Origin of the sequence: Pseudomonas sediminis (assembly GCF_039555755.1) — a bacterium.
In the GTDB taxonomy this organism is placed as follows: domain Bacteria; phylum Pseudomonadota; class Gammaproteobacteria; order Pseudomonadales; family Pseudomonadaceae; genus Aquipseudomonas; species Aquipseudomonas mendocina_D.
The window spans coordinates 1047827-1065818 of record NZ_CP154631.1; the positions used below are offsets into that span (position 1 = coordinate 1047827).

22 protein-coding genes and 1 riboswitch are annotated in these 17992 nt (G+C 64.3%); of the genes, 8 read left to right on the top strand and 14 right to left on the bottom strand.

Going from position 1 to position 17992, the window contains the following annotated elements:
- Positions 1-31: 31 nt before the first annotated feature.
- Positions 32-1918, top strand: coding sequence for a TonB-dependent receptor domain-containing protein (locus tag AAEQ75_RS05000; protein ID WP_343351048.1), 1887 nt, complete (start codon positions 32-34; stop codon positions 1916-1918).
- 64 nt (positions 1919-1982) lie between these two features.
- On the opposite strand, the gene AAEQ75_RS05005 is transcribed toward AAEQ75_RS05000, so the two are convergent.
- The 13 genes from AAEQ75_RS05005 to nrdR all read right to left on the bottom strand — a co-directional run bounded on the left by AAEQ75_RS05005 (position 1983) and on the right by nrdR (position 11664).
- On the bottom strand, positions 1983-2777 hold the full coding sequence (locus AAEQ75_RS05005; RefSeq protein WP_343351049.1) for a cobalamin-binding protein: 795 nt from the start codon (positions 2775-2777) through the stop codon (positions 1983-1985).
- Positions 2777-3190 (bottom strand): MFS transporter, encoded by a 414-nt coding sequence (locus AAEQ75_RS05010; protein ID WP_343351050.1) that lies wholly within the window; start codon positions 3188-3190, stop codon positions 2777-2779. The genes AAEQ75_RS05005 and AAEQ75_RS05010 overlap by 1 nt, the downstream gene beginning before the upstream one ends.
- A complete protein-coding gene (gene ribA, locus AAEQ75_RS05015; RefSeq protein WP_099526297.1) occupies positions 3187-3807 on the bottom strand; it encodes a GTP cyclohydrolase II in 621 nt (206 codons plus the stop codon). Before ribA ends, AAEQ75_RS05010 begins: the two co-directional genes overlap by 4 nt.
- A gap of 111 nt (positions 3808-3918) precedes the next feature.
- Complete coding sequence (locus AAEQ75_RS05020; RefSeq protein ID WP_343351051.1) at positions 3919-4563, bottom strand: retropepsin-like aspartic protease family protein; 645 nt, start codon at positions 4561-4563, stop codon at positions 3919-3921.
- 18 nt (positions 4564-4581) lie between these two features.
- On the bottom strand, positions 4582-5310 hold the full coding sequence (locus AAEQ75_RS05025; protein ID WP_343351052.1) for a substrate-binding periplasmic protein: 729 nt from the start codon (positions 5308-5310) through the stop codon (positions 4582-4584).
- Between the two features lie 14 nt (positions 5311-5324).
- Positions 5325-5852, bottom strand: coding sequence for a phosphatidylglycerophosphatase A family protein (locus AAEQ75_RS05030; RefSeq protein WP_106733424.1), 528 nt, complete (start codon positions 5850-5852; stop codon positions 5325-5327).
- Between the two features lie 15 nt (positions 5853-5867).
- A complete protein-coding gene (gene thiL / locus AAEQ75_RS05035; protein ID WP_343351053.1) occupies positions 5868-6821 on the bottom strand; it encodes a thiamine-phosphate kinase in 954 nt (317 codons plus the stop codon).
- Positions 6818-7297 (bottom strand): transcription antitermination factor NusB, encoded by a 480-nt coding sequence (gene nusB, locus AAEQ75_RS05040; protein WP_003463208.1) that lies wholly within the window; start codon positions 7295-7297, stop codon positions 6818-6820. Before nusB ends, thiL begins: the two co-directional genes overlap by 4 nt.
- The gene (gene ribH, locus AAEQ75_RS05045; protein WP_343351054.1) at positions 7294-7770 is read right to left on the bottom strand and encodes a 6,7-dimethyl-8-ribityllumazine synthase; all 477 of its coding nucleotides are present in this window, start codon (positions 7768-7770) and stop codon (positions 7294-7296) included. Before ribH ends, nusB begins: the two co-directional genes overlap by 4 nt.
- Positions 7771-7984: 214 nt before the next feature.
- Complete coding sequence (gene ribBA, locus AAEQ75_RS05050) at positions 7985-9064, bottom strand: bifunctional 3,4-dihydroxy-2-butanone-4-phosphate synthase/GTP cyclohydrolase II (RefSeq protein ID WP_343351055.1); 1080 nt, start codon at positions 9062-9064, stop codon at positions 7985-7987.
- Between the two features lie 12 nt (positions 9065-9076).
- On the bottom strand, positions 9077-9739 hold the full coding sequence (locus AAEQ75_RS05055) for a riboflavin synthase (protein ID WP_106733421.1): 663 nt from the start codon (positions 9737-9739) through the stop codon (positions 9077-9079).
- A gap of 126 nt (positions 9740-9865) precedes the next feature.
- A riboswitch (FMN riboswitch) is annotated at positions 9866-10020 on the bottom strand.
- Between the two features lie 64 nt (positions 10021-10084).
- Positions 10085-11200 (bottom strand): bifunctional diaminohydroxyphosphoribosylaminopyrimidine deaminase/5-amino-6-(5-phosphoribosylamino)uracil reductase RibD, encoded by a 1116-nt coding sequence (gene ribD / locus AAEQ75_RS05060; RefSeq protein WP_343351056.1) that lies wholly within the window; start codon positions 11198-11200, stop codon positions 10085-10087.
- The gene (gene nrdR / locus AAEQ75_RS05065; protein WP_003243991.1) at positions 11197-11664 is read right to left on the bottom strand and encodes a transcriptional regulator NrdR; all 468 of its coding nucleotides are present in this window, start codon (positions 11662-11664) and stop codon (positions 11197-11199) included. Before nrdR ends, ribD begins: the two co-directional genes overlap by 4 nt.
- 143 nt (positions 11665-11807) lie before the next feature.
- On the opposite strand from nrdR, the gene AAEQ75_RS05070 reads away from it, so the two are divergent.
- Genes AAEQ75_RS05070 through trxA form a run of 3 tightly spaced genes read left to right on the top strand, consistent with a single transcriptional unit; the run spans position 11808 to position 13831 of the window.
- Positions 11808-12248, top strand: coding sequence for a hypothetical protein (locus AAEQ75_RS05070; RefSeq protein WP_179574571.1), 441 nt, complete (start codon positions 11808-11810; stop codon positions 12246-12248).
- Positions 12245-12904, top strand: a complete 660-nt coding sequence (locus AAEQ75_RS05075; RefSeq protein WP_343351057.1) for a class I SAM-dependent methyltransferase — start codon at positions 12245-12247, stop codon at positions 12902-12904. The genes AAEQ75_RS05070 and AAEQ75_RS05075 overlap by 4 nt, the downstream gene beginning before the upstream one ends.
- 54 nt (positions 12905-12958) lie before the next feature.
- On the top strand, positions 12959-13831 hold the full coding sequence (gene trxA, locus AAEQ75_RS05080; RefSeq protein WP_179574573.1) for a thioredoxin: 873 nt from the start codon (positions 12959-12961) through the stop codon (positions 13829-13831).
- Positions 13832-14105: 274 nt separating this feature from the next.
- Here trxA and AAEQ75_RS05085 read toward each other — a convergent pair whose 3' ends face one another.
- On the bottom strand, positions 14106-14447 hold the full coding sequence (locus AAEQ75_RS05085) for a hypothetical protein (RefSeq protein WP_179574574.1): 342 nt from the start codon (positions 14445-14447) through the stop codon (positions 14106-14108).
- Positions 14448-14560: 113 nt separating this feature from the next.
- Here AAEQ75_RS05085 and AAEQ75_RS05090 point away from each other — a divergent pair, with 113 nt between their 5' ends.
- The 4 genes from AAEQ75_RS05090 to AAEQ75_RS05105 all read left to right on the top strand — a co-directional run bounded on the left by AAEQ75_RS05090 (position 14561) and on the right by AAEQ75_RS05105 (position 17907).
- Positions 14561-15136, top strand: a complete 576-nt coding sequence (locus AAEQ75_RS05090; RefSeq protein WP_343351058.1) for a DUF2796 domain-containing protein — start codon at positions 14561-14563, stop codon at positions 15134-15136.
- 75 nt (positions 15137-15211) lie between these two features.
- The gene (locus AAEQ75_RS05095) at positions 15212-15919 is read left to right on the top strand and encodes an ATP-binding cassette domain-containing protein (RefSeq protein WP_179574576.1); all 708 of its coding nucleotides are present in this window, start codon (positions 15212-15214) and stop codon (positions 15917-15919) included.
- 1 nt (position 15920) lies between these two features.
- The gene (locus tag AAEQ75_RS05100; RefSeq protein WP_343351059.1) at positions 15921-17327 is read left to right on the top strand and encodes an ABC transporter permease; all 1407 of its coding nucleotides are present in this window, start codon (positions 15921-15923) and stop codon (positions 17325-17327) included.
- Positions 17328-17385: 58 nt separating this feature from the next.
- A complete protein-coding gene (locus AAEQ75_RS05105; protein WP_343351060.1) occupies positions 17386-17907 on the top strand; it encodes a DUF3299 domain-containing protein in 522 nt (173 codons plus the stop codon).
- The last annotated feature ends 85 nt before the right edge of the window (positions 17908-17992 follow it).

The window sequence follows — 17992 nt, forward strand, 5'->3', positions numbered from 1 at the left end:
TCGACCGTCTGCCGACCGCTGAGGAAAGAGAATGAAACTGTCCCGTCTGGCTCTGGCCATCGCCGTCATGCCAGGTCTCTCGCTGGCCGCCGAGCCCTACGTGGCCGAGCCGCTGGTCGTCACCTCCGGGCGCCTGGCCGAACCGCAAGCGCAGGCTACCGCGGCGACCACGGTGTTCGAGCGGGACGACATCGAACGTCTGCAGGTCAGTAGCGTGCCCGACCTACTCAGCCGCGTGCCCGGTGTGTCTATCGTACAAAGCGGCGGTCGCGGCAGCCTCACCAGCCTGTTCCTACGTGGTGCCAACGCCAACCAGACCTTGGTGTTGGTCGATGGCGTACGCCTGAATGCCGCCGCCAGCGGCCTAGCCCGTCTGGAGTTTCTCAGCCCCGAGCAGATTGATCGTATCGAGGTCGCGCGCGGCGCCCGCTCGGCGCTTTACGGTTCCGACGCCATTGGCGGTGTGATCCAGATATTCACTCGGCGCGGCGAGGATGGCCTGCAGCCGCGCCTGCGCCTGGCCGCTGGCAGTCAGAAGACCTTCGAGCGCAGCCTGGGTCTGGCCGGCGGCGACCAGCGCACCCGCTTCGACCTCGGCGCCAGCCTGGTCGAACGCGCCGGCTTCGACCGTTCCCAGGACGGCCGCGGTTACGACAACGATCACGACGGCCTGCGCCGCAAGGCCTTCAACCTGAGCCTGGAGCATCGCTTCAACGACCGCCTAAAGGGCGGCCTGAGCCTGCTCGAGCAACGTGGCGAGAGCGAGTACGACGACCTGTTCAGTTTCGATCCGGGCAACCCCAGCGAACGCTTCAGCGTCTCCAGCATCGCCGGCCATCTCGAAGCACAACTCGCCGACGACTGGAGCAGCCGTCTGGAACTCGGCCATAGCGAGGATAAGAGCGAGAACCGCGACCCGCTGAATGCCGACAACAACTATGTCTACAACACGTACCGCGACAGCGCCGGCTGGATCAACACCCTGCGACTCGGCGACGCTCACCAGTTGCTGCTCGGCCTCGATTGGTACGAAGACCGCCTTGGCAGCGACAGCGACTTCAGCCGCAGCAAACGCTGGAACCGGGCTGCTTTCGTCCAACACCGCTATCGTGGCAACGGCTTCGCCACCGAACTGGGCCTGCGCCACGACGACAACCAGCAGTTCGGCAGCGAGGACAGTTGGAGCGCAGCGCTGACGCTGGACCTGGCCGAGCATCTGGATCTGGTGCTGAGCTACAGTGAGGGTTTCCATGCGCCCACTTTCAACGACCTCTACTTCCCGACCATTCCGTTCTACGGCGGCAACCCGGATCTCGCCCCGGAACGTTCGAAAACCTACGAGGCACAACTGCGTGGCGATCACCTGGATACCCGGTGGAGCCTGTCAGCCTACCGTACCGAGGTCGAGGATCTGATCACAGTGGTCAGCGACCCGGTGACGTTCTTTAGCACCCCAATGAACGTCAGCAAAGCGCGCCTGCAGGGCCTGGAACTGAGCATCGAACGCGAACTGCTGGGCTGGCAGGCGACCCTCGGCGCCAGTCTGCTAGACCCGCGTGACCGCGACAGCGGCCACATTCTGCCGCGCCGAACGAAGCGCAGCCTGAGCCTGGACCTAGATCGTCAGTTCGGCGCGATCGCCGCCGGCATGACCTGGCAGGCCTTCTCCGGCCGTTACGACGATGCCGCCAACAACCGCAAGATCGCCGGCTACGGCCTGCTGGGCGCACGCGCGAGCTGGCAGATGAGCGATGAGCTGCTGTGGCAAATCAAGGTCGACAACCTTTTGGACAAAGACTACTCCCAAGCCCTGTATAGCCGACCAAACGATCCGTTCTTCAGCAACGTTAGCTATTACGGCTACCGCGAAGAAGGCCGCAGCGCCCTGCTCTCACTGACCTGGACGCCGCAACTCTGATCTTGGTGCGCACGGCGCACCCTACCACCGCTGTAGGATGCACCGTGCGCACCGCCTGAGAGGGCTACCGCGCCCCCGCCATCCGCTCACATAACTGTTCGATGGCCCCGAGCATCTGCCAGCTGGGTCGTTCCAGGCCCTTGTCCGGCACAGCCCAAACCTGGCGGTGGCGCACCGCGTGCAATTGCGACCAGGCCTGCCAGGCGCTCAGCTCGGCATTGCTGCCACCAAGAATCACATCGGGATCACGCGCCAGTACCGCCTCGACGCTGATCTGCGGCGCCGGCTGCGGCAGGTCCTCGAACAGATTGCGCGCGCCACACACCTGCAGCGCATCGCCGATCAGTTGTTCGCCACCGATGGTGTACAGCGGTTGGTGCCAGACCTGATAGAACACCGTCAGGGGCTGCTCCCGCTGGTAGCGCTGGCGCAGCGCGTGCAGCTCGGCGCGAAACTCGGCCGCCAGCCGCTCGCCCTGCTCCGCCCGGCCCACTCGCTCGCCAATGCGCACGAAGGCCTCACCGAGTTGGTCAAGGCGCTGCGGCTCGACGATCAACAGGTCGATACCGAAACGCTGCAACTGCGCTTGTTGCGCCGGCGGCACGCTACCGGGTGCGATCAGGATCAGATCCGGCGCCAGCTGCAACAGTCGCTCGAATTCCAGCTGACCATAACGACCAACAGTGGGCAGGTGCGCCAGCGCGGCGGGACGCTCATCGCCTTCGAGCACGCCGACCAGCAGTTCAGCAGCATCCAGGTCGAGCATGATTTCACTGAGCGAGGGTGCCAGGCTGATTACCCGTTCGGCAGCTGACAGCGGCAACGCCAGCAGGCAAAGCGCGAGCAGCAGCGTGCGCATCAACCCAACTGGCGGGGTATGCGGTAGAGGCTGTGCAGCACGATGGACGACAGCGCCAGCAGAACCAGCGGGATCGCCTCGAGGCCAGCAAGGACTGCCAACGCGGCGATCCACGCAGGCAGCGCCGCGCCAAGCAAGGCGCGCAAACGAACACGATCCAGCTCCAGCCAGGCGGCAGGCTCGGCGTCGCTGTCGAGGACCTTCTCGGTCGCGATCAGGGCACGTTTGTAAGCGGAAAACAGCGGCAGGCTGACGAACATCGAGGCCAGGCCGGCAATGAACATCGGCATGCTCATGACCGTGTGACCGCCACCGCCGAACAGCAGGTTGAACATGAACAAGGGCGCCAGCGCCACGCCCAGTTGACGCCACCAGGCCAGCGCAAGACGCCGCTTTACCTGGCCTCGGGTCACAGGCGCTCCTCGGTCTCACCCTGATGCTGGTTGCCCAGCATATGACCGAGCTTACCGGCCTTGGTGGCGAGGTAGCGCTTGTTGTAGGGGTTGTGTGCAATCTGCAACGGCACACGGTGGTCCACGGCGATACCCATGTCACCCAGCGCTTTGACCTTGCGCGGGTTATTGGTCATCAGCTTGAGGCTGTGAATGCCTAGGTGCTCGAGCATCGGCAGGCAGATGGCGTAGTCACGCTGGTCAGCGCCGAAACCCAGGCGCTCGTTGGCTTCCACGGTATCGGCCCCACCGTCCTGCAGCTCATAGGCGCGGATCTTGTTCAGCAGACCAATGCCCCGGCCCTCCTGACGCAGATACAGCAGCACGCCGCGACCTTCGTTGGCGATGGCCTGCAGCGCAGCCTGCAGTTGGGCACCACAATCGCAACGCAGGCTGAACAGGGCGTCGCCGGTCAGGCATTCGGAATGCAGACGCCCGAGCACCGGTGCACCGTCGGCAACATTGCCGAAGGTCAGGGCGACATGTTCCTTGCCGGTAACCTCATCGAGGAAACCATGCATGGTGAACACACCGAAGGGCGTGGGCAGTTGGGAGGCGGCGACAAACACGACGGACACCGGATACTCCTAGCAATGAGTACGAAACAGGGCCGGCATTGTATCAGCAGCCCCCGCTGGCGGGTCAGTCAGAATTGCCGATCATCAGTATCGAAACGGTCAATGGCAACCTCAAAGCTTGGATTCGAGCACCAGCATGCCTTGTTCTTCGCGCCAGCCCACCCGACCGAGGAAGCTCATACCCAGCAGGGCTTCATGCGGTGCATTCCCCTCCAGCACCACTGCCTCGACGCCGAGCACCTCGAGATCGCCGACCTTGACCCGGTCAAGCATCACGCGCCAGCCACGAGCGACACCACTGGCGGTGTTGACCTGTAGAGGCCGGCCACTGACTCGATAATCGATACCTAGGCGCCGGGCATGCGCGTCATTGAGAGCCACCGAGGTGGCACCGGTATCCACTAGAAACTGCACCGTCTGGCCGTTGACCGACCCGGCGACCCAATAGTGGCCACCAATACCCTTGGCGATACTCAGGCGTTTTCTCACCGGCTCGGCAAAACCGGCACTGTATTCCCGACTCAGTGGATAGGCGCGCTCGACACCCTCGACACGCAGCACCGCCCCCTGCTTGTCGACGCTGACCACCTCTACCCCGCCCGGACCGGTCTGGCCGACCCGCACCAGCTTGCGCTGGCCATCGACATTGACCACTGCGGCCCCGGGGAACAGCCCAACCACCTGAACCTGAGAAGCAGCGCAGACAACACTCGACCCCAACAGCGCCAACGCGGCGAGACAGTGACGAAACTGCATGTAGGACGGCCTCCCGGCTCAATCGAAGGGATAAGGCTGCTGCCAGCGCGCGAAGATTGGCCGTAACGTCCCGGCCTTGACCAGCAGCGCCATGCGCTGATCGAACAGCTCGGCCAGGGCGCGCCCTCTGACGTTATCGGCAAAACCGATGTAAAGCGGCAACCAGGTCAGCTCGACCAACTGATAGCGGCCGCGTCGCGCAACATTCGCCAGCAGCAGCTCGAGTTCCAAATGGGAGTCGATATGGAAATCGGCATGCCCCTGATCAAGCATGCCAAGAATATCGCTATGCTGCCGAACTTCCCGGTAATGCCGCACATTCGGCAGATAGCGCTGGTATTCGTAGCCGCGCTTCCAGACCAGATGCAGCTCACCGAGCGACTCCAGCGTGGGGGCCGGCTTGCCGCGCAGACCGAGTGCACTGACGCGCTCGCCGTCGTAATGCCAGCGCGGATACAGCACACCTTCATCTATTTCATCGCGGTAGGAACCCACCCAGGCATCGGCACTGCCACGCTGCACCAGACCTACCGCACGGGTGTAAGGCACGCTCTGCACATGCAAGCGCCCCCCGACCGGCTCGAACACCTCACGCAGGATATCCCAGGCCATGCCCGTGCCGTCGGCATTGGTGTGCCCTTCCCAGACTTCGCTGGCCACCTGAATCTCGTCCGGCGGCTGCAGTTCGGCATGCGCCGCCAGGATTACGCTCATGCCCAGCAGCAATGCCAACAGCCTCGCAGCCATCTTTGCTTGCCTCTCTAAAAGCCCAACAGCGCTGCATAACGATCCCAACCCCACACCAGCCCCTGCATGGCCAGCCAGGCGAATACCCCGGCGATCACGTCATCGAGCATGATGCCGACTCCGCCATGCACATGCCGGTCAACCCAGTGAATGGGCCAGGGCTTGACGATGTCGAACAAACGAAACATGAGAAAGCCTAGCAGCAACCAGACCCAACCCTCGGGCACCAGCCAGAGGGTGATCCACATGCCGACCATCTCGTCCCAGACGATGCCTTCATGGTCGTGCACGCGCAGGTCGTCGGCGACCTTGCCGCACAACCAGAAGCCGAACAGCATGGTGACCCCGAGCAGCAGCCAGTAGCCCCAGTCCGGCAGCATCTGCCACAGCGGCACGAACGGCAGCGCCACCAGCGAGCCCCAGGTACCCGGCGCCTTGGGCAGCGTGCCGGAACCGAAGCCGAAGGCGATGAAGTGCCACGGATTGCGCCACACCGAGGGCGGTACGTATTCGGCGGGAACCTGGTTGGGGTGATCGGTCACACGCACTCCGTCCTGTCAGAAATGTTGATAGCCGCCGCGCGGCGGTTCGATTGGCTGGCCGTTGGCGTCCAGCAGCTGCACCCCTATGCCGCTCAGTACACGGCCGATAATCTGGACTTCAGGCCAGTCACGCTGAATGTCGGCGAACAGCGCTGGCGGTAGGGTAAAGGCCAGGCGGTAGTCATCGCCACCACCGAGCGCGCAGACCCGCGCCTGCTCTTCACCGGCAAAGGCGCGCAGCGCTGCAGACAGCGGCACACGCGCCAGCTCAATGTGCAGCGCGACCTGCGAGGCGTTGGCGATATGCCCGCAGTCCGCGAGCAGGCCGTCGGAAATATCCAGTGCTGCCGTGGCTCGGCCGCGCAGTGCCTGCCCCAGGGCCAGTTGCGGTTGCGGCGACCAGTAACGAGCCAGCAAAGGCTCGGCGACTTCAGGCATTGCATCACGCTGGGCTAATACCAGCGGCAGGGCGCCAGCAGCGTCACCCAGCTCGCCACCCACGCACAGCAGATCACCCTCCTGCGCACCGCTGCGCAACAGTGCCTGCCCGGCCGGCACTCGGCCGAACACGGTCAGCGTCAGGCTCAGCGGGCCACGCGTGGTGTCGCCACCGACCAACGCCAGCGAGCAGTTCTCGGCCATCTGCTGCAGGCCACGCGCGAACTCGGCCAGCCAGGTTTCACTGGCGCTCGGCAAGGTCAGCGCGAGGGTAAAGGCCAGCGGCGTAGCGCCCATGGCAGCCAGGTCACTGGCGGAGACGGCCAGCGCACGCTGACCGAGAAGAAAGGCATCGCAGGCGTTGGGAAAGTGCACCCCGGCAACCAGCGTATCGGTGGACACCGCCAACTGCTCGCCCGCTGGCAACGCCAGCAGGGCGCAGTCATCGCCGATACCGCGAACCACGCCGTCACCGCCCTGAGCGCAACGGGCGGCGGCGAAATAGCGACGGATCAGCTCGAACTCATTCACCGCTTGTTGGCGTTGACTTCGGCGGCACGCAGCTTGGGCGCTAGCTTGTCGAGGATGCCGTTGACAAACTTGTGCCCGTCAGTGGCACCGAACACCTTGGCCAGCTCGATACCTTCGTTGATCACCACCTTGTAGGGCACATCAACGCGGTTCTTCAGCTCGTAGGTGGACAGGCGCAGGATGGCCAGTTCGACCGGATCGATCTCTTCCAGCGGGCGATCGAGCAGCGGCGTGAAGGCCTCGTCCAGCTCGGTCTTCTGCCGCGGCACGCCGTGCAGAATTTCGTGGAAGTAAGCGCCATCGACCTTGCTGAAATCGTTGTCGACACGAAACTGCGCTTCGATCTCGTTCAGCGGCTGCCCGGCAATATGCCAGGAATACAGCGCCTGCATGGCCAGGGTACGGGCCTCACGGCGTGCGAGAATCTTGCCGCTGGGCCCCTTCTTGGCCGGCTGGCCGTTACCGGAGTTGCTCACTTGGCCTCCAACTGCGCCAGCAGGCTGACCATTTCCAGGGCAGACAGCGCAGCTTCGGCACCCTTGTTACCTGCCTTGGTGCCGGAACGTTCGATGGCTTGCTCGATGGAGTCGACAGTCAGCACGCCGAAGGCGACCGGTACGCCATATTCCATGGAGACCTGGGCCAGACCCTTGGTGCACTCGCCGGCGACGTATTCGAAGTGCGGGGTGCCGCCGCGGATGACCGCGCCGAGGGCGATGATCGCCGCGTACTCACCACGCTGAGCGACCTTCTGGGTGACCAGAGGAATCTCGAAAGCACCCGGTGCTCGGATGATGGTGATCTCGCTCTCGCTCACGCCGTGGCGTACCAGGGCGTCGATGGCGCCACTGACCAGGCTCTCGACGACGAAGCTGTTGAAACGGCCTACCACCAGGGCGTATTTGCCCTTCGGGGCGATGAAGGTACCTTCGATGGTCTTCAGGGTCATGACGGGTCTCACATGGGTTAAAGAGCCGGAGCGCTGAGCGCTCCGAAAATAAAATTCGTGCTCCCTAGGGAGCGGGCTTTGCTCCCCTCTCCCACCTGTGGGAGAGGGGCCGGGGGAGAGGGTTAGGCGTTGGCCATAACACCCTCTCCCGCCCTGCGGGCACCCTCTCCCATAAATGGGAGAGGGTCATCAGCTTTGGCCCTTCGGGCCGCTTTTAATCGGCCGGCAGGTATTCTACAACTTCGAGGTCGAAGCCGGATATCGCGTTGAACTTCATCGGCGAGCTCATCAGGCGCATCTTGCGTACGCCAAGATCGCGCAGAATCTGCGAACCGGCGCCCACCGTGCTGTAGGTCGCAGGATTGGCCGGTTGCTGACGACCGATCAGCGCCAGCAGCTCGGGCCCGGTCAGCGGGTTGCCGAGCAGCAGCACCACGCCGCTACCCGCCTTGGCCACTTCGGCCATGGCCGCACGCATGCTCCAGCGCCCCGGCTGGTTGACCAGGAACAGGTCGCGCAGCGGGTCCATGTTGTGCACGCGCACCAGGGTCGGCTCTTCGGCGCAGATGGTGCCCAGGGTCAGCGCCATGTGTGCGGTGTCCTCGACGCTGTCCCGGTAGGTCACCAGATTGAACTGACCCAGCTCAGTGTCCAGCGGCTGCTCGCTGATGCGCTCGACGGTACGCTCGTGGATCAGGCGGTAGTGGATCAGGTCGGCGATGGTGCCGATCTTCAGGCCGTGCTCTTCGGCGAACTTCTCCAGCTCCGGGCGACGGGCCATGGTGCCGTCGTCGTTCATGATCTCGCAGATCACCCCGCTCGGTTCGAAACCGCCCATACGCGCCAGGTCGCAGGCCGCTTCGGTGTGGCCGGCACGGGCCAGCACGCCGCCGGGCTGGGCCATCAGCGGGAAGATGTGGCCAGGGCTGACGATATCCTCGGCCACCGCATTGCGCGCCACGGCAGCCTGCACGGTGCGCGCGCGGTCGGCGGCGGAAATGCCGGTGGTCACACCTTCGGCCGCCTCGATGGAGACAGTGAACTTGGTACCGAAACCGGAACCGTTACGCGGCGCCATCAGCGGCAGCTTGAGCAGCTCACAACGCTCGCGGGTCATGGGCATGCAGATCAGGCCACGGGCGAAGCGGGCCATGAAGTTGATGTGCTCGGCGGTGACGCATTCGGAGGCGATGATGATGTCGCCTTCGTTCTCGCGGTCCTCGTCATCCATAAGGATGACCATCTTGCCGGCGCGGATGTCTTCGATCAGTTCTTCAGCGGTATTGAGCGCCATCGGGGCGTCTCCTCAATTCTTCAGGTAGCCGTGTTCGGCGAGAAAGCTTTCGGTGAGGCCCGAGGCCTTGGGCTCTGCGGCCTTGTCGCCGAGCAGCAGGCGCTCCAGGTAACGCGCCAGCAGGTCGACCTCGAGGTTGACCTTACGCCCGGCCTGATAGTCGACCATGATGGTCTCGGCCAGGGTGTGCGGCACGATGGTCAGTTCGAACTCGGCGCCATTGACCGCGTTGACCGTCAGGCTGGTGCCATCGACGGTGATCGAACCCTTGTGCGCGATGTACTTGGCCAGCTCGCGCGGGGCGCGCACCGTGAACTGCACGGCGCGGGCATTATCGGCGCGCGAGACGATCTCGCCGACACCGTCGACGTGACCGCTGACCAGATGGCCGCCGAGGCGACTGGTGGGCGTCAGGGCCTTTTCCAGATTGACGGCGCTGCCGGGCTTGAGGTCGACGAAGGCGGTGCGCGCCAGCGTCTCGCGGCTGACGTCGGCCCAGAAGCCGTCGCCGGGCAATTCCACAGCGGTCAGGCAGATGCCGTTGACGGCGATGCTATCGCCGAGCTTGACGTCGCCCAGGTCGAGTTTTCCGGTGGCCACGTAAACGCGCACGTCGCCTCCTTTCGGCGTCATGGCGCGGATACTGCCGATGGCTTCGATTATGCCGGTGAACATAAGCCCTCCGGTTTCACGTTGAAGGTGGTGCTGAACAGCATGGACGAACTCCTGTTTTGGTCAAAAACAGGGCAATGCCGATCGATAGGGATTTCGCGGACACGCACTAGGCGCCCGTGGAGGGAATCCCGCTCTCTCTTTATCCGGACTATACCGTCGGCCCCGGAATCACACCGGGTCTGCTGGACCTCGCCTGGCAGGTGCCGTGGCGAGCGCTCGCGGGCTAGGTTCTACGAACCATCACCGCCGGTGGGGAATTTCGCCCCGCCCTGAGAACGTTGCGGCCATGTGAAATGACCGCGTGGCGTTTTATCACATTTCTCGCCGCGACGCATGGCCCGTGCGCTATCTGGCCTTGGGCACCGCGGTGATCTGCCAGTCGTCGCCGACGGCGCGAATATCGAGAATCTGCAACTCCGGCGCTTCGGCCATGCGGTTGAGCGGCAATTCGAACAACGGCCGCGCGCTGGAGCCGAGCAGCTTGGGCGCGACGAAGATGCGGTACTCATCCACCAAGCCGGAACGGGCGAAGGCGCCGGCCAGACGCGGCCCAGCCTCTACCAGCACTTCGTTGACGCCACGGCCGGCCAGCTCCAGCAGCAACTTGCGCAAGTCGACGTGACCATTGCTGCCCGGTACGGCGAGCAGTTCGTGACCATCGGCCAGATAGCGATCACGGGCGGCGGCAGCCGCACAGGTGGCCACCAGCGCCGGACCGGCCTGGAAGAAGGCCTTGCTCAGCGGCACGCGTAGACGACCATCGACCAATACCCGCAGCGGTGGTCGCGAAGCGGCCATGAAAGTGGCTTCGACCCCCAATCCCAGCTCGTCGGGACGCACCGTCAGCCGGGCATCGTCCGCCAGCACGGTGTCGGCGCCACTGAGCACCACGCTGGACTGCGCGCGTAAACGCTGCACCTCCGCGCGCGCCGCCGGGCCAGTGATCCACTGACTCTCGCCGCTGGCCATGGCAGTGCGGCCATCCAAGCTCATCGCCGACTTGACCCGCACCAACGGCAACCCGCTCTCCATGCGCTTGATGAAACCGGCATTGAGCGCTCGCGCCTCGCTTTCCAGCACGCCACTGGCGACCTCGATACCGGCTTGGGCCAGGCGTAGCAGGCCACTGCCGGCCACCTGCGGGTTGGGGTCCTGCATCGCCGCAACGACCCGGCTGACCCCGGCGGCGACCAGCGCATCGGCGCAAGGCGGCGTGCGCCCATGATGGCTGCAGGGCTCCAGTGTCACGTACGCCGTTGCGCCACGCGCCTTGTCGCCGGCCTGGCGCAGTGCGTACACCTCGGCGTGCGGCTCACCGGCACGGGCATGCCAGCCTTCGCCGACGATCTCGCCATCACGCACGATGACGCAGCCGACTCGTGGATTGGGATGGGTGGAGTACAGGCCTTTGCGCGCCAGCCGCAGGGCGCGCGCCATGAAGAATTGGTCGCGTTCGCTCATCGGCTTTTCGACGGCTCGCGGGCCAGGCGTTCGATTTCCTCGCGGAATTCGTTGAGGTCCTGAAAACGGCGGTAGACCGAGGCGAAGCGGATGTAGGCCACCTCGTCGAGCTTGCTCAGTTCGGTCATCACCAACTCACCCAGCACCAGCGACTTCACCTCGCGCTCGCCAGTGGCGCGCAGTTGCTGCTTGATACGGGCGATGGCTTCCTCTAGGCGCTCGACGCTCACCGGGCGTTTTTCCAGCGCGCGCTGCATGCCGGCGCGCAGCTTTTCTTCGTCGAAAGGCTGGCGGCTGCCGTCCTGCTTGATCAGACGCGGCATCACCAGCTCGGCGGTTTCAAAGGTGGTGAAGCGCTCACCGCAGGCCACGCATTCGCGGCGGCGGCGGACCTGGTCGCCCTCGGCGACCAGACGGGAATCGATGACCTTGGTGTCGTTGGCAGCGCAGAACGGACAATGCATGGTGAGGGCTGACGAATGGCGGCAAAGTCGCCATGGTAGCGCATAGCACGTCATTGAAAAATGTAAGGAGCCTTGAGATCACCTGCTTACGGCGGCAAGACAAATTAAGCTATGCCCATGCCCCGTCAAAAGCAGAACCTGCCATGAATCAATATCTGCCCCTCCTACCCATTGCCCTGAGCGGCCTACTTGCGGCCTGCGCCGGCGAGCCCACGAGCACTGCGTCGCCACCCACTCCAGTACCTGCACAGGCAGAACCCATCGCAGCACCGATCCAGGGCCCAGGCCTGCGCGGCGAATTGCTTGGCGTCGCCGCAGACGCCGATGTCGACCTCGCATTATTGGGCGTAGACATGCGCGGTCGCCCGCGTGCGTTGCTTGGCCAGGTTCATCTGCGTGGTGACGGCGAAGCGCTGCCGTTCCATCTGCCACTGAACACGCAGCAGGCGCCTCAGGACCTGCGCCTGGAACTGCGCGGCCGCGTCAGTCAATCCGGACGCCTGGTACAGCGCTTGCCGGCACGCACCATCACCGAACTGAACGACCAGGACCTTGGCGCGCTGCATCTGGTGCCAGCGCCATGAGGCCACCCGCACCGCTGCAGCATGCGCTCAGCGAATTACTCGGCGATGCCCGCCTGGTGGCCGAAACACTGCCCGGTACAGATATCGCCCTGTGGCTGATCGATGCCAGCAATATGGAGCGCGCCTTCAACCCCGAGGAGACCCGGCGCATCCTCGAGGAGCCGCCCTACTGGTGCTTCTGCTGGGCCAGCGGCCTGGTGCTGGCACGCTGGCTGGCCGAGCGCCCCGAATGGGTACGCGGCAAGCGCGTACTGGATTTCGGCGCTGGTTCCGGCGTAGCGGCCATTGCCGCGGCCAAGGCGGGTGCGGCAGAAGTGGTAGCCTGCGACCTCGACCCACTGGCGCTGGCCGCCAGCCGCGCCAACGCCGCACTCAACGGTGTGACGCTGAGCTACTCGGACGATTTCTTCGCCGAAGCGGATCGCTACGACCTGATTCTGGTCTCCGACGTGCTCTACGATCGCGCCAACCTGCCGCTGCTCGACCACTTTCTCAGCCGCGGGCGTCAGGCCCTGGTGGCCGATTCACGGGTCAAGGATTTCCAGCATCCGCTGTACCAGCGCCTGGCGCTGCTGGACGGCTGCACCTGGCCAGACCTGGCCGAGCCCGCCGAATTCCGCGAAGTCAGCCTGTATCACGCCGTGCGCCCCTTGTAACCGCGCGGCAGTGCCCGCATTAATAGACCATTGCCCTGTTTTTCGAGACCGACCATGAGCGACTCCCCCTACATCTTCGACATCTCCGGCGCCGCCAACTTCGAGCAACTGGTGATCGAGAACTCCTTCCACAAACCGGTGCTGGTGGACTTCTGGGCCGAGTGGTGCGCGCCGTGCAAGGCGCTGATGCCAATGCTGGCGAAGATCACCGAGGAATATGCCGGTGAGCTGCTGCTGGCCAAGGTCAACTGCGATATCGAGCAGGACATCGTCATGCGTTTCGGCATTCGCAGCCTGCCAACCGTGGTGCTGTTCAAGGACGGCCAGCCGGTGGATGGTTTCGCCGGCGCCCAGCCGGAGGCGGCGATCCGCGAGATGCTCAAGCCTCATGTCGCTGAACCGGCCCCTACCGCCGCCGACCCGATGGAGGCCGCCCAGGCGCTGTTCGCCGAAGGCCGTTTTGCAGACACCGAAACACTGCTCAAGCAGGTGCTGACCGAAGACAACGAAAATGCTGCCGCGCTGATCCTCTACGCGCGCTGCCTGGCCGAGCGCGGCGAGTTGGGCGAAGCGGAAACCGCGCTCAACGCCGTCAAGGGTGACGAGCACAAGCAGGCACTGGCCGGTGCCAAGGCGCAACTGACCTTCCTGCGTCAGGCCGCCGACCTGCCAGACGCCGCCACGCTGAAAAGCCGCCTGGCGCAGAATGCCGAGGACGACGAAGCGCTGTATCAGTTGGCCGTGCAGCAACTGGCGCGCCAGCAGTACGAAGCGGCGCTGGACGGCCTGCTCAAGCTGTTCGTGCGTAATCGCAGCTACAGCGAAGGCCTGCCGCACAAGACCCTGCTGCAAGTGTTCGACCTGCTCGGCGGCGACCACCCGCTGGTCACCACCTACCGCCGCAAGCTGTATCAGGCGATCTACTGATCCCAGCGTTGGATCGCGCTCGCCGTAGGGCGGACCGGAACGCCGGCCACGCGTAGGGCGGACTCAGGAGCGCCAGCGAACAGTCCGTCGGGCCGCGCCAAGTTCTCCACCGCAACTCACGCCCAACACTCCCCTCAACGGCGTACTGTTTCCGAGCGGCCGGCGCCCCGGTACGCACTACGCCCCTCGCCTTGAGGTGCGCACCAGCGATGGGGGCGCTAGCGCCTCGTTGCACGCAGCATGGCAGCGCGCGACACCCTACCAGCCTGAGCAACTACTCCTGCCAGTGATAGATCGGCGCATCCGCGCCGGTCTCCATGCGGATCTGTGCACAGTGGCGCAGACGTACCAACAAGCGTTTGCCAGCGGCCTCGCCACCTGCCAGCGCGGCCAGTTGCGCCATCAGTTTCGGTCCTTCCACCTGCCCTGCATCGCGCACCAGTTGCAGCGCGGTTTGCCACAGGGCATCACCCGCATCTGCCGTGGGTGCCGACGCCATCGCACCAGCAGTAGGCGCAACGGCGACATGCTGCGCCAGTTGCGCCCAGTCCTCAGCATCCAGCTCCACCGTCAGATCCACCGGCCAGTCGCCAATGCGCCCACGTATTCGCACCATGTTCAGCCTCCAGTCAGGATCTTGCATGCTCCCATGACAGCGTCAGGCTGGCCAGTTCGCCACGAAAGTTGTTATAACGTAACAATTAACTCGCACCCAAGCTGGAGACACCCATGCGCCACCTGCTGCTCGCCCTGCCCTTCGCCCTGCTGCCCCTGGTCGCCGCCCAGGCCCATGAACACGGCCATGATCACGACCACGAACATTCCCACGACAGCCTGGGTGCCCACGAACACGGCGTCGCCAGCCTCAACGCAGCACTGGACGGCAACCTGCTGGAGCTGCAGCTCGAAAGCCCGGCAATGAACCTGGTGGGCTTCGAACATGCCGCCAAGAGCGATGCCGACAAGGCCAAGGTCGCCGCCGCCAAGCGGGAACTGGAGCAGCCCATCAGCCTGTTCGCCCTGAACAGCGGCGATTGCAAGGCCACCCAGGTCGAACTGGAAAGCCCACTGTTTGGCGACGCTGATCATGATCATGATCATGATCATGATCATGAAGGCGAGCACAGCGACATCCATGCGCACTATCGCTTCGAATGCGCCAAGGCCAACGAATTGAAACAGTTGGATCTCGCCGAACTGTTCAAACGCTTCCCCGCCACCGAGAAGATTCAGGTACAACTGATCGGCCCGAATGGTCAGCAGGGCGTGGAACTGACGCCAGCACAGCCACGCCTGAGCTTCTGACCTGCCACGTCTCATTGCCGGAGTGAGCGCCCCTCGCTCCGGCAATAAATGCCTTCTCCCGACACGCAGCAGACAATGACCGAACCTCTGATCGAACTCGCCAATCTCGGCTTCGCCTGGCCCGGCCAGGCGCAGCTGCTGGATATCCCCGTCTTCACCCTGGCACGCGGTGAAACCCTGTTTCTCAAAGGCCCAAGTGGCAGCGGCAAAACCACCCTGCTCGGCCTGCTCGGCGGCGTACAAAGGGCACAAAGCGGCCATATCCGCCTGCTCGGCCAGGACCTCGGCCAACTCTCCGCCGGTGCCCGCGACCGTTTTCGCGTCGACCACACTGGCTACATCTTCCAGCAGTTCAACCTGCTGCCATTTCTTTCTGTGCGCGAGAACGTCGAGCTGCCCTGCCGCTTCTCGCGCCTGCGTGCCGAACGCGCACGCCAGCGCCACGGCAGCATCGATGTCGCCGCAGCGGCGCTGCTCGACCATCTCGGCCTGCGCGCCGACCTGCTCGGCCGTCGCGCCGACGAACTGTCCATCGGCCAGCAACAACGCGTTGCTGCCGCGCGAGCACTGATCGGCCAGCCGGAACTGGTGATCGCTGACGAACCGACTTCGGCACTGGACTTCGACGCCCGCGAGGCCTTCCTGCAATTGCTCTTCGCCGAATGCCGCGCTGCCGGCGCCAGCCTGCTGTTCGTCAGCCACGATCAGAGCCTGGCTTCGCTGTTCGACCGCAACCTGTCGCTGGCCGAACTTAACCGCGCCACGCGCCCACAGGAGGCCTGAGATGCACCTGATCCGCATCGCCCTGGCCAGCCTGGCCAACCGCCGCTTCACCGCCTTGCTCACGGTATTCGCCATCGCCCTTTCGGTGTGCTTGCTGCTGGCCGTGGAGCGTGTACGTACCGAAGCTCGCGCCAGCTTCGCCAACACCATCAGCGGCACCGACCTGATCGTCGGCGCCCGCTCCGGCAGCGTGAACCTGCTGCTCTACTCGGTGTTCCGCATCGGCAACGCCACCAACAACATCCGTTGGGACAGTTTCGAGCACTTCGCCAACCACCGTCAGGTGAAGTGGGCCATCCCCATTTCCCTCGGTGACTCGCACCGTGGCTATCGGGTAATGGGCACCAGCACCGCCTATTTCGAGCATTACCGCTACGCCCGTAGCCAGGCGCTGAAGCTGGCCCAGGGCCGCGAGTTTGCCGACGACCCGTTCGAGGTAGTACTCGGCGCGGAAGTGGCCCAGGCGCTGGGCTACGGTCTCGGCGAGAAGGTCGTCCTGGCACACGGCGTCGCCACCATCAGCCTGGTCAAGCACGACGACAAGCCGTTCACCGTGGTCGGCATCCTCGAACGCACCGGCACACCGGTCGACCGCACGCTGCACATTTCCCTGGCTGGCATGGAGGCGCTGCACATCGACTGGCAAAACGGCATGCCGGCACGCAGCGCGGCGCAGATCAGCGCAGATCAGGTGCGAGAGTGGGCAAGCGCCTGTTCACAAGCGTCGCGAGCGCAGACGGGGCAAGGCGAAAGCGGGCGAGGAAGCGCAGTTGAGTCGAGTCTCAATGAGCATTCCGAGCCTGCTTTCAACGCAGCAGCGTCAAGCGCAGTAGCTTGTGGACAGGCGCTGCAGCCCAAGCAGATCACTGCCTTCCTGCTCGGCCTCAACAGCAAGATCGCCACCTTCAGCCTGCAACGAGAAATCAATGAATTCCGCGGCGAGCCGCTGCTGGCGATCCTACCAGGCGTAGCTCTGCAGGAGCTGTGGAACCTGATGGGTACGGCCGAAAAAGCACTGTTCGTGGTCTCGCTGTTCGTCGTGCTGACCGGTCTGATCGGCATGCTCACGGCGATTCTCACCAGCCTCAACGAGCGCCGCCGGGAGATGGCCATTCTGCGTTCGGTAGGCGCCCGCCCCTGGCATATCGCCAGTCTGCTGGTGCTTGAGGCCTTCACTCTGGCGCTTGCCGGCGTGACCTTCGGTGTCGCGCTGCTCTATCTGGGTATCGCCGGCAGCCAGGGCTTCGTCCAGGCCAATTACGGTCTGTATCTGGCACTCAATGCGCCGTCGAGTTACGAATGGAAACTACTTGGTGGCATTCTCGCCGCAGCCGTGGCGATGGGCAGCGTGCCGGCCTGGCGGGCCTATCGGCAGTCGTTGGCCGATGGGTTGTCGATAAGGCTCTAAGGAAAAGTTGAGAGCGCCTGTCGTACACTGCACAGGCGTTCTCACTACGAGGTTCCTCATGTCCCGCCCCCTGCTCGCCACCCTGCTGCTGAGCCTGGCACTACCGCTGGCCGCCGCTGATGTGCGCGAACTCACCTGGTCCGAGCTGATTCCGCCGGATGCTCCGCCGCAGGTCATCAACCCTGCGCCGATCCACGACCTCTCTCAACTGGCCGACGCGCTGGCCGAGTCCGGGCCGGCCGCCATGCAGCAATCGCCGGCCGCACCAGTGGTCAAGGAGCTCAATGGTCAGCAGGTGAAGGTGCCCGGTTATATCGTGCCGCTGGATGTGACTGACGAAGGCCGGGTGGTGGAGTTTTTGCTGGTGCCCTACTTCGGCGCCTGCATTCACGTACCACCACCGCCCTCGAACCAGATCGTTCACGTCACCAGCGAGCTCGGCGTACTGCTCGACGCGTTGTACCAGCCGTTCTGGGTGGAAGGCCCGCTGAAAACCGAACATGTCAGCAGCGAGCTGGCCGAAGTTGGTTATAAGATGGAAGCGGACAAGATCTACGCCTACGAATTGCCGGATAACTGACCCTGCCGGGCATTCGTAGGTGTGACTGTAGGAGCGGCTTCAGCCGCGAAAAGATTCGCGGATAAATCGGAACGCCGCCCGCCGC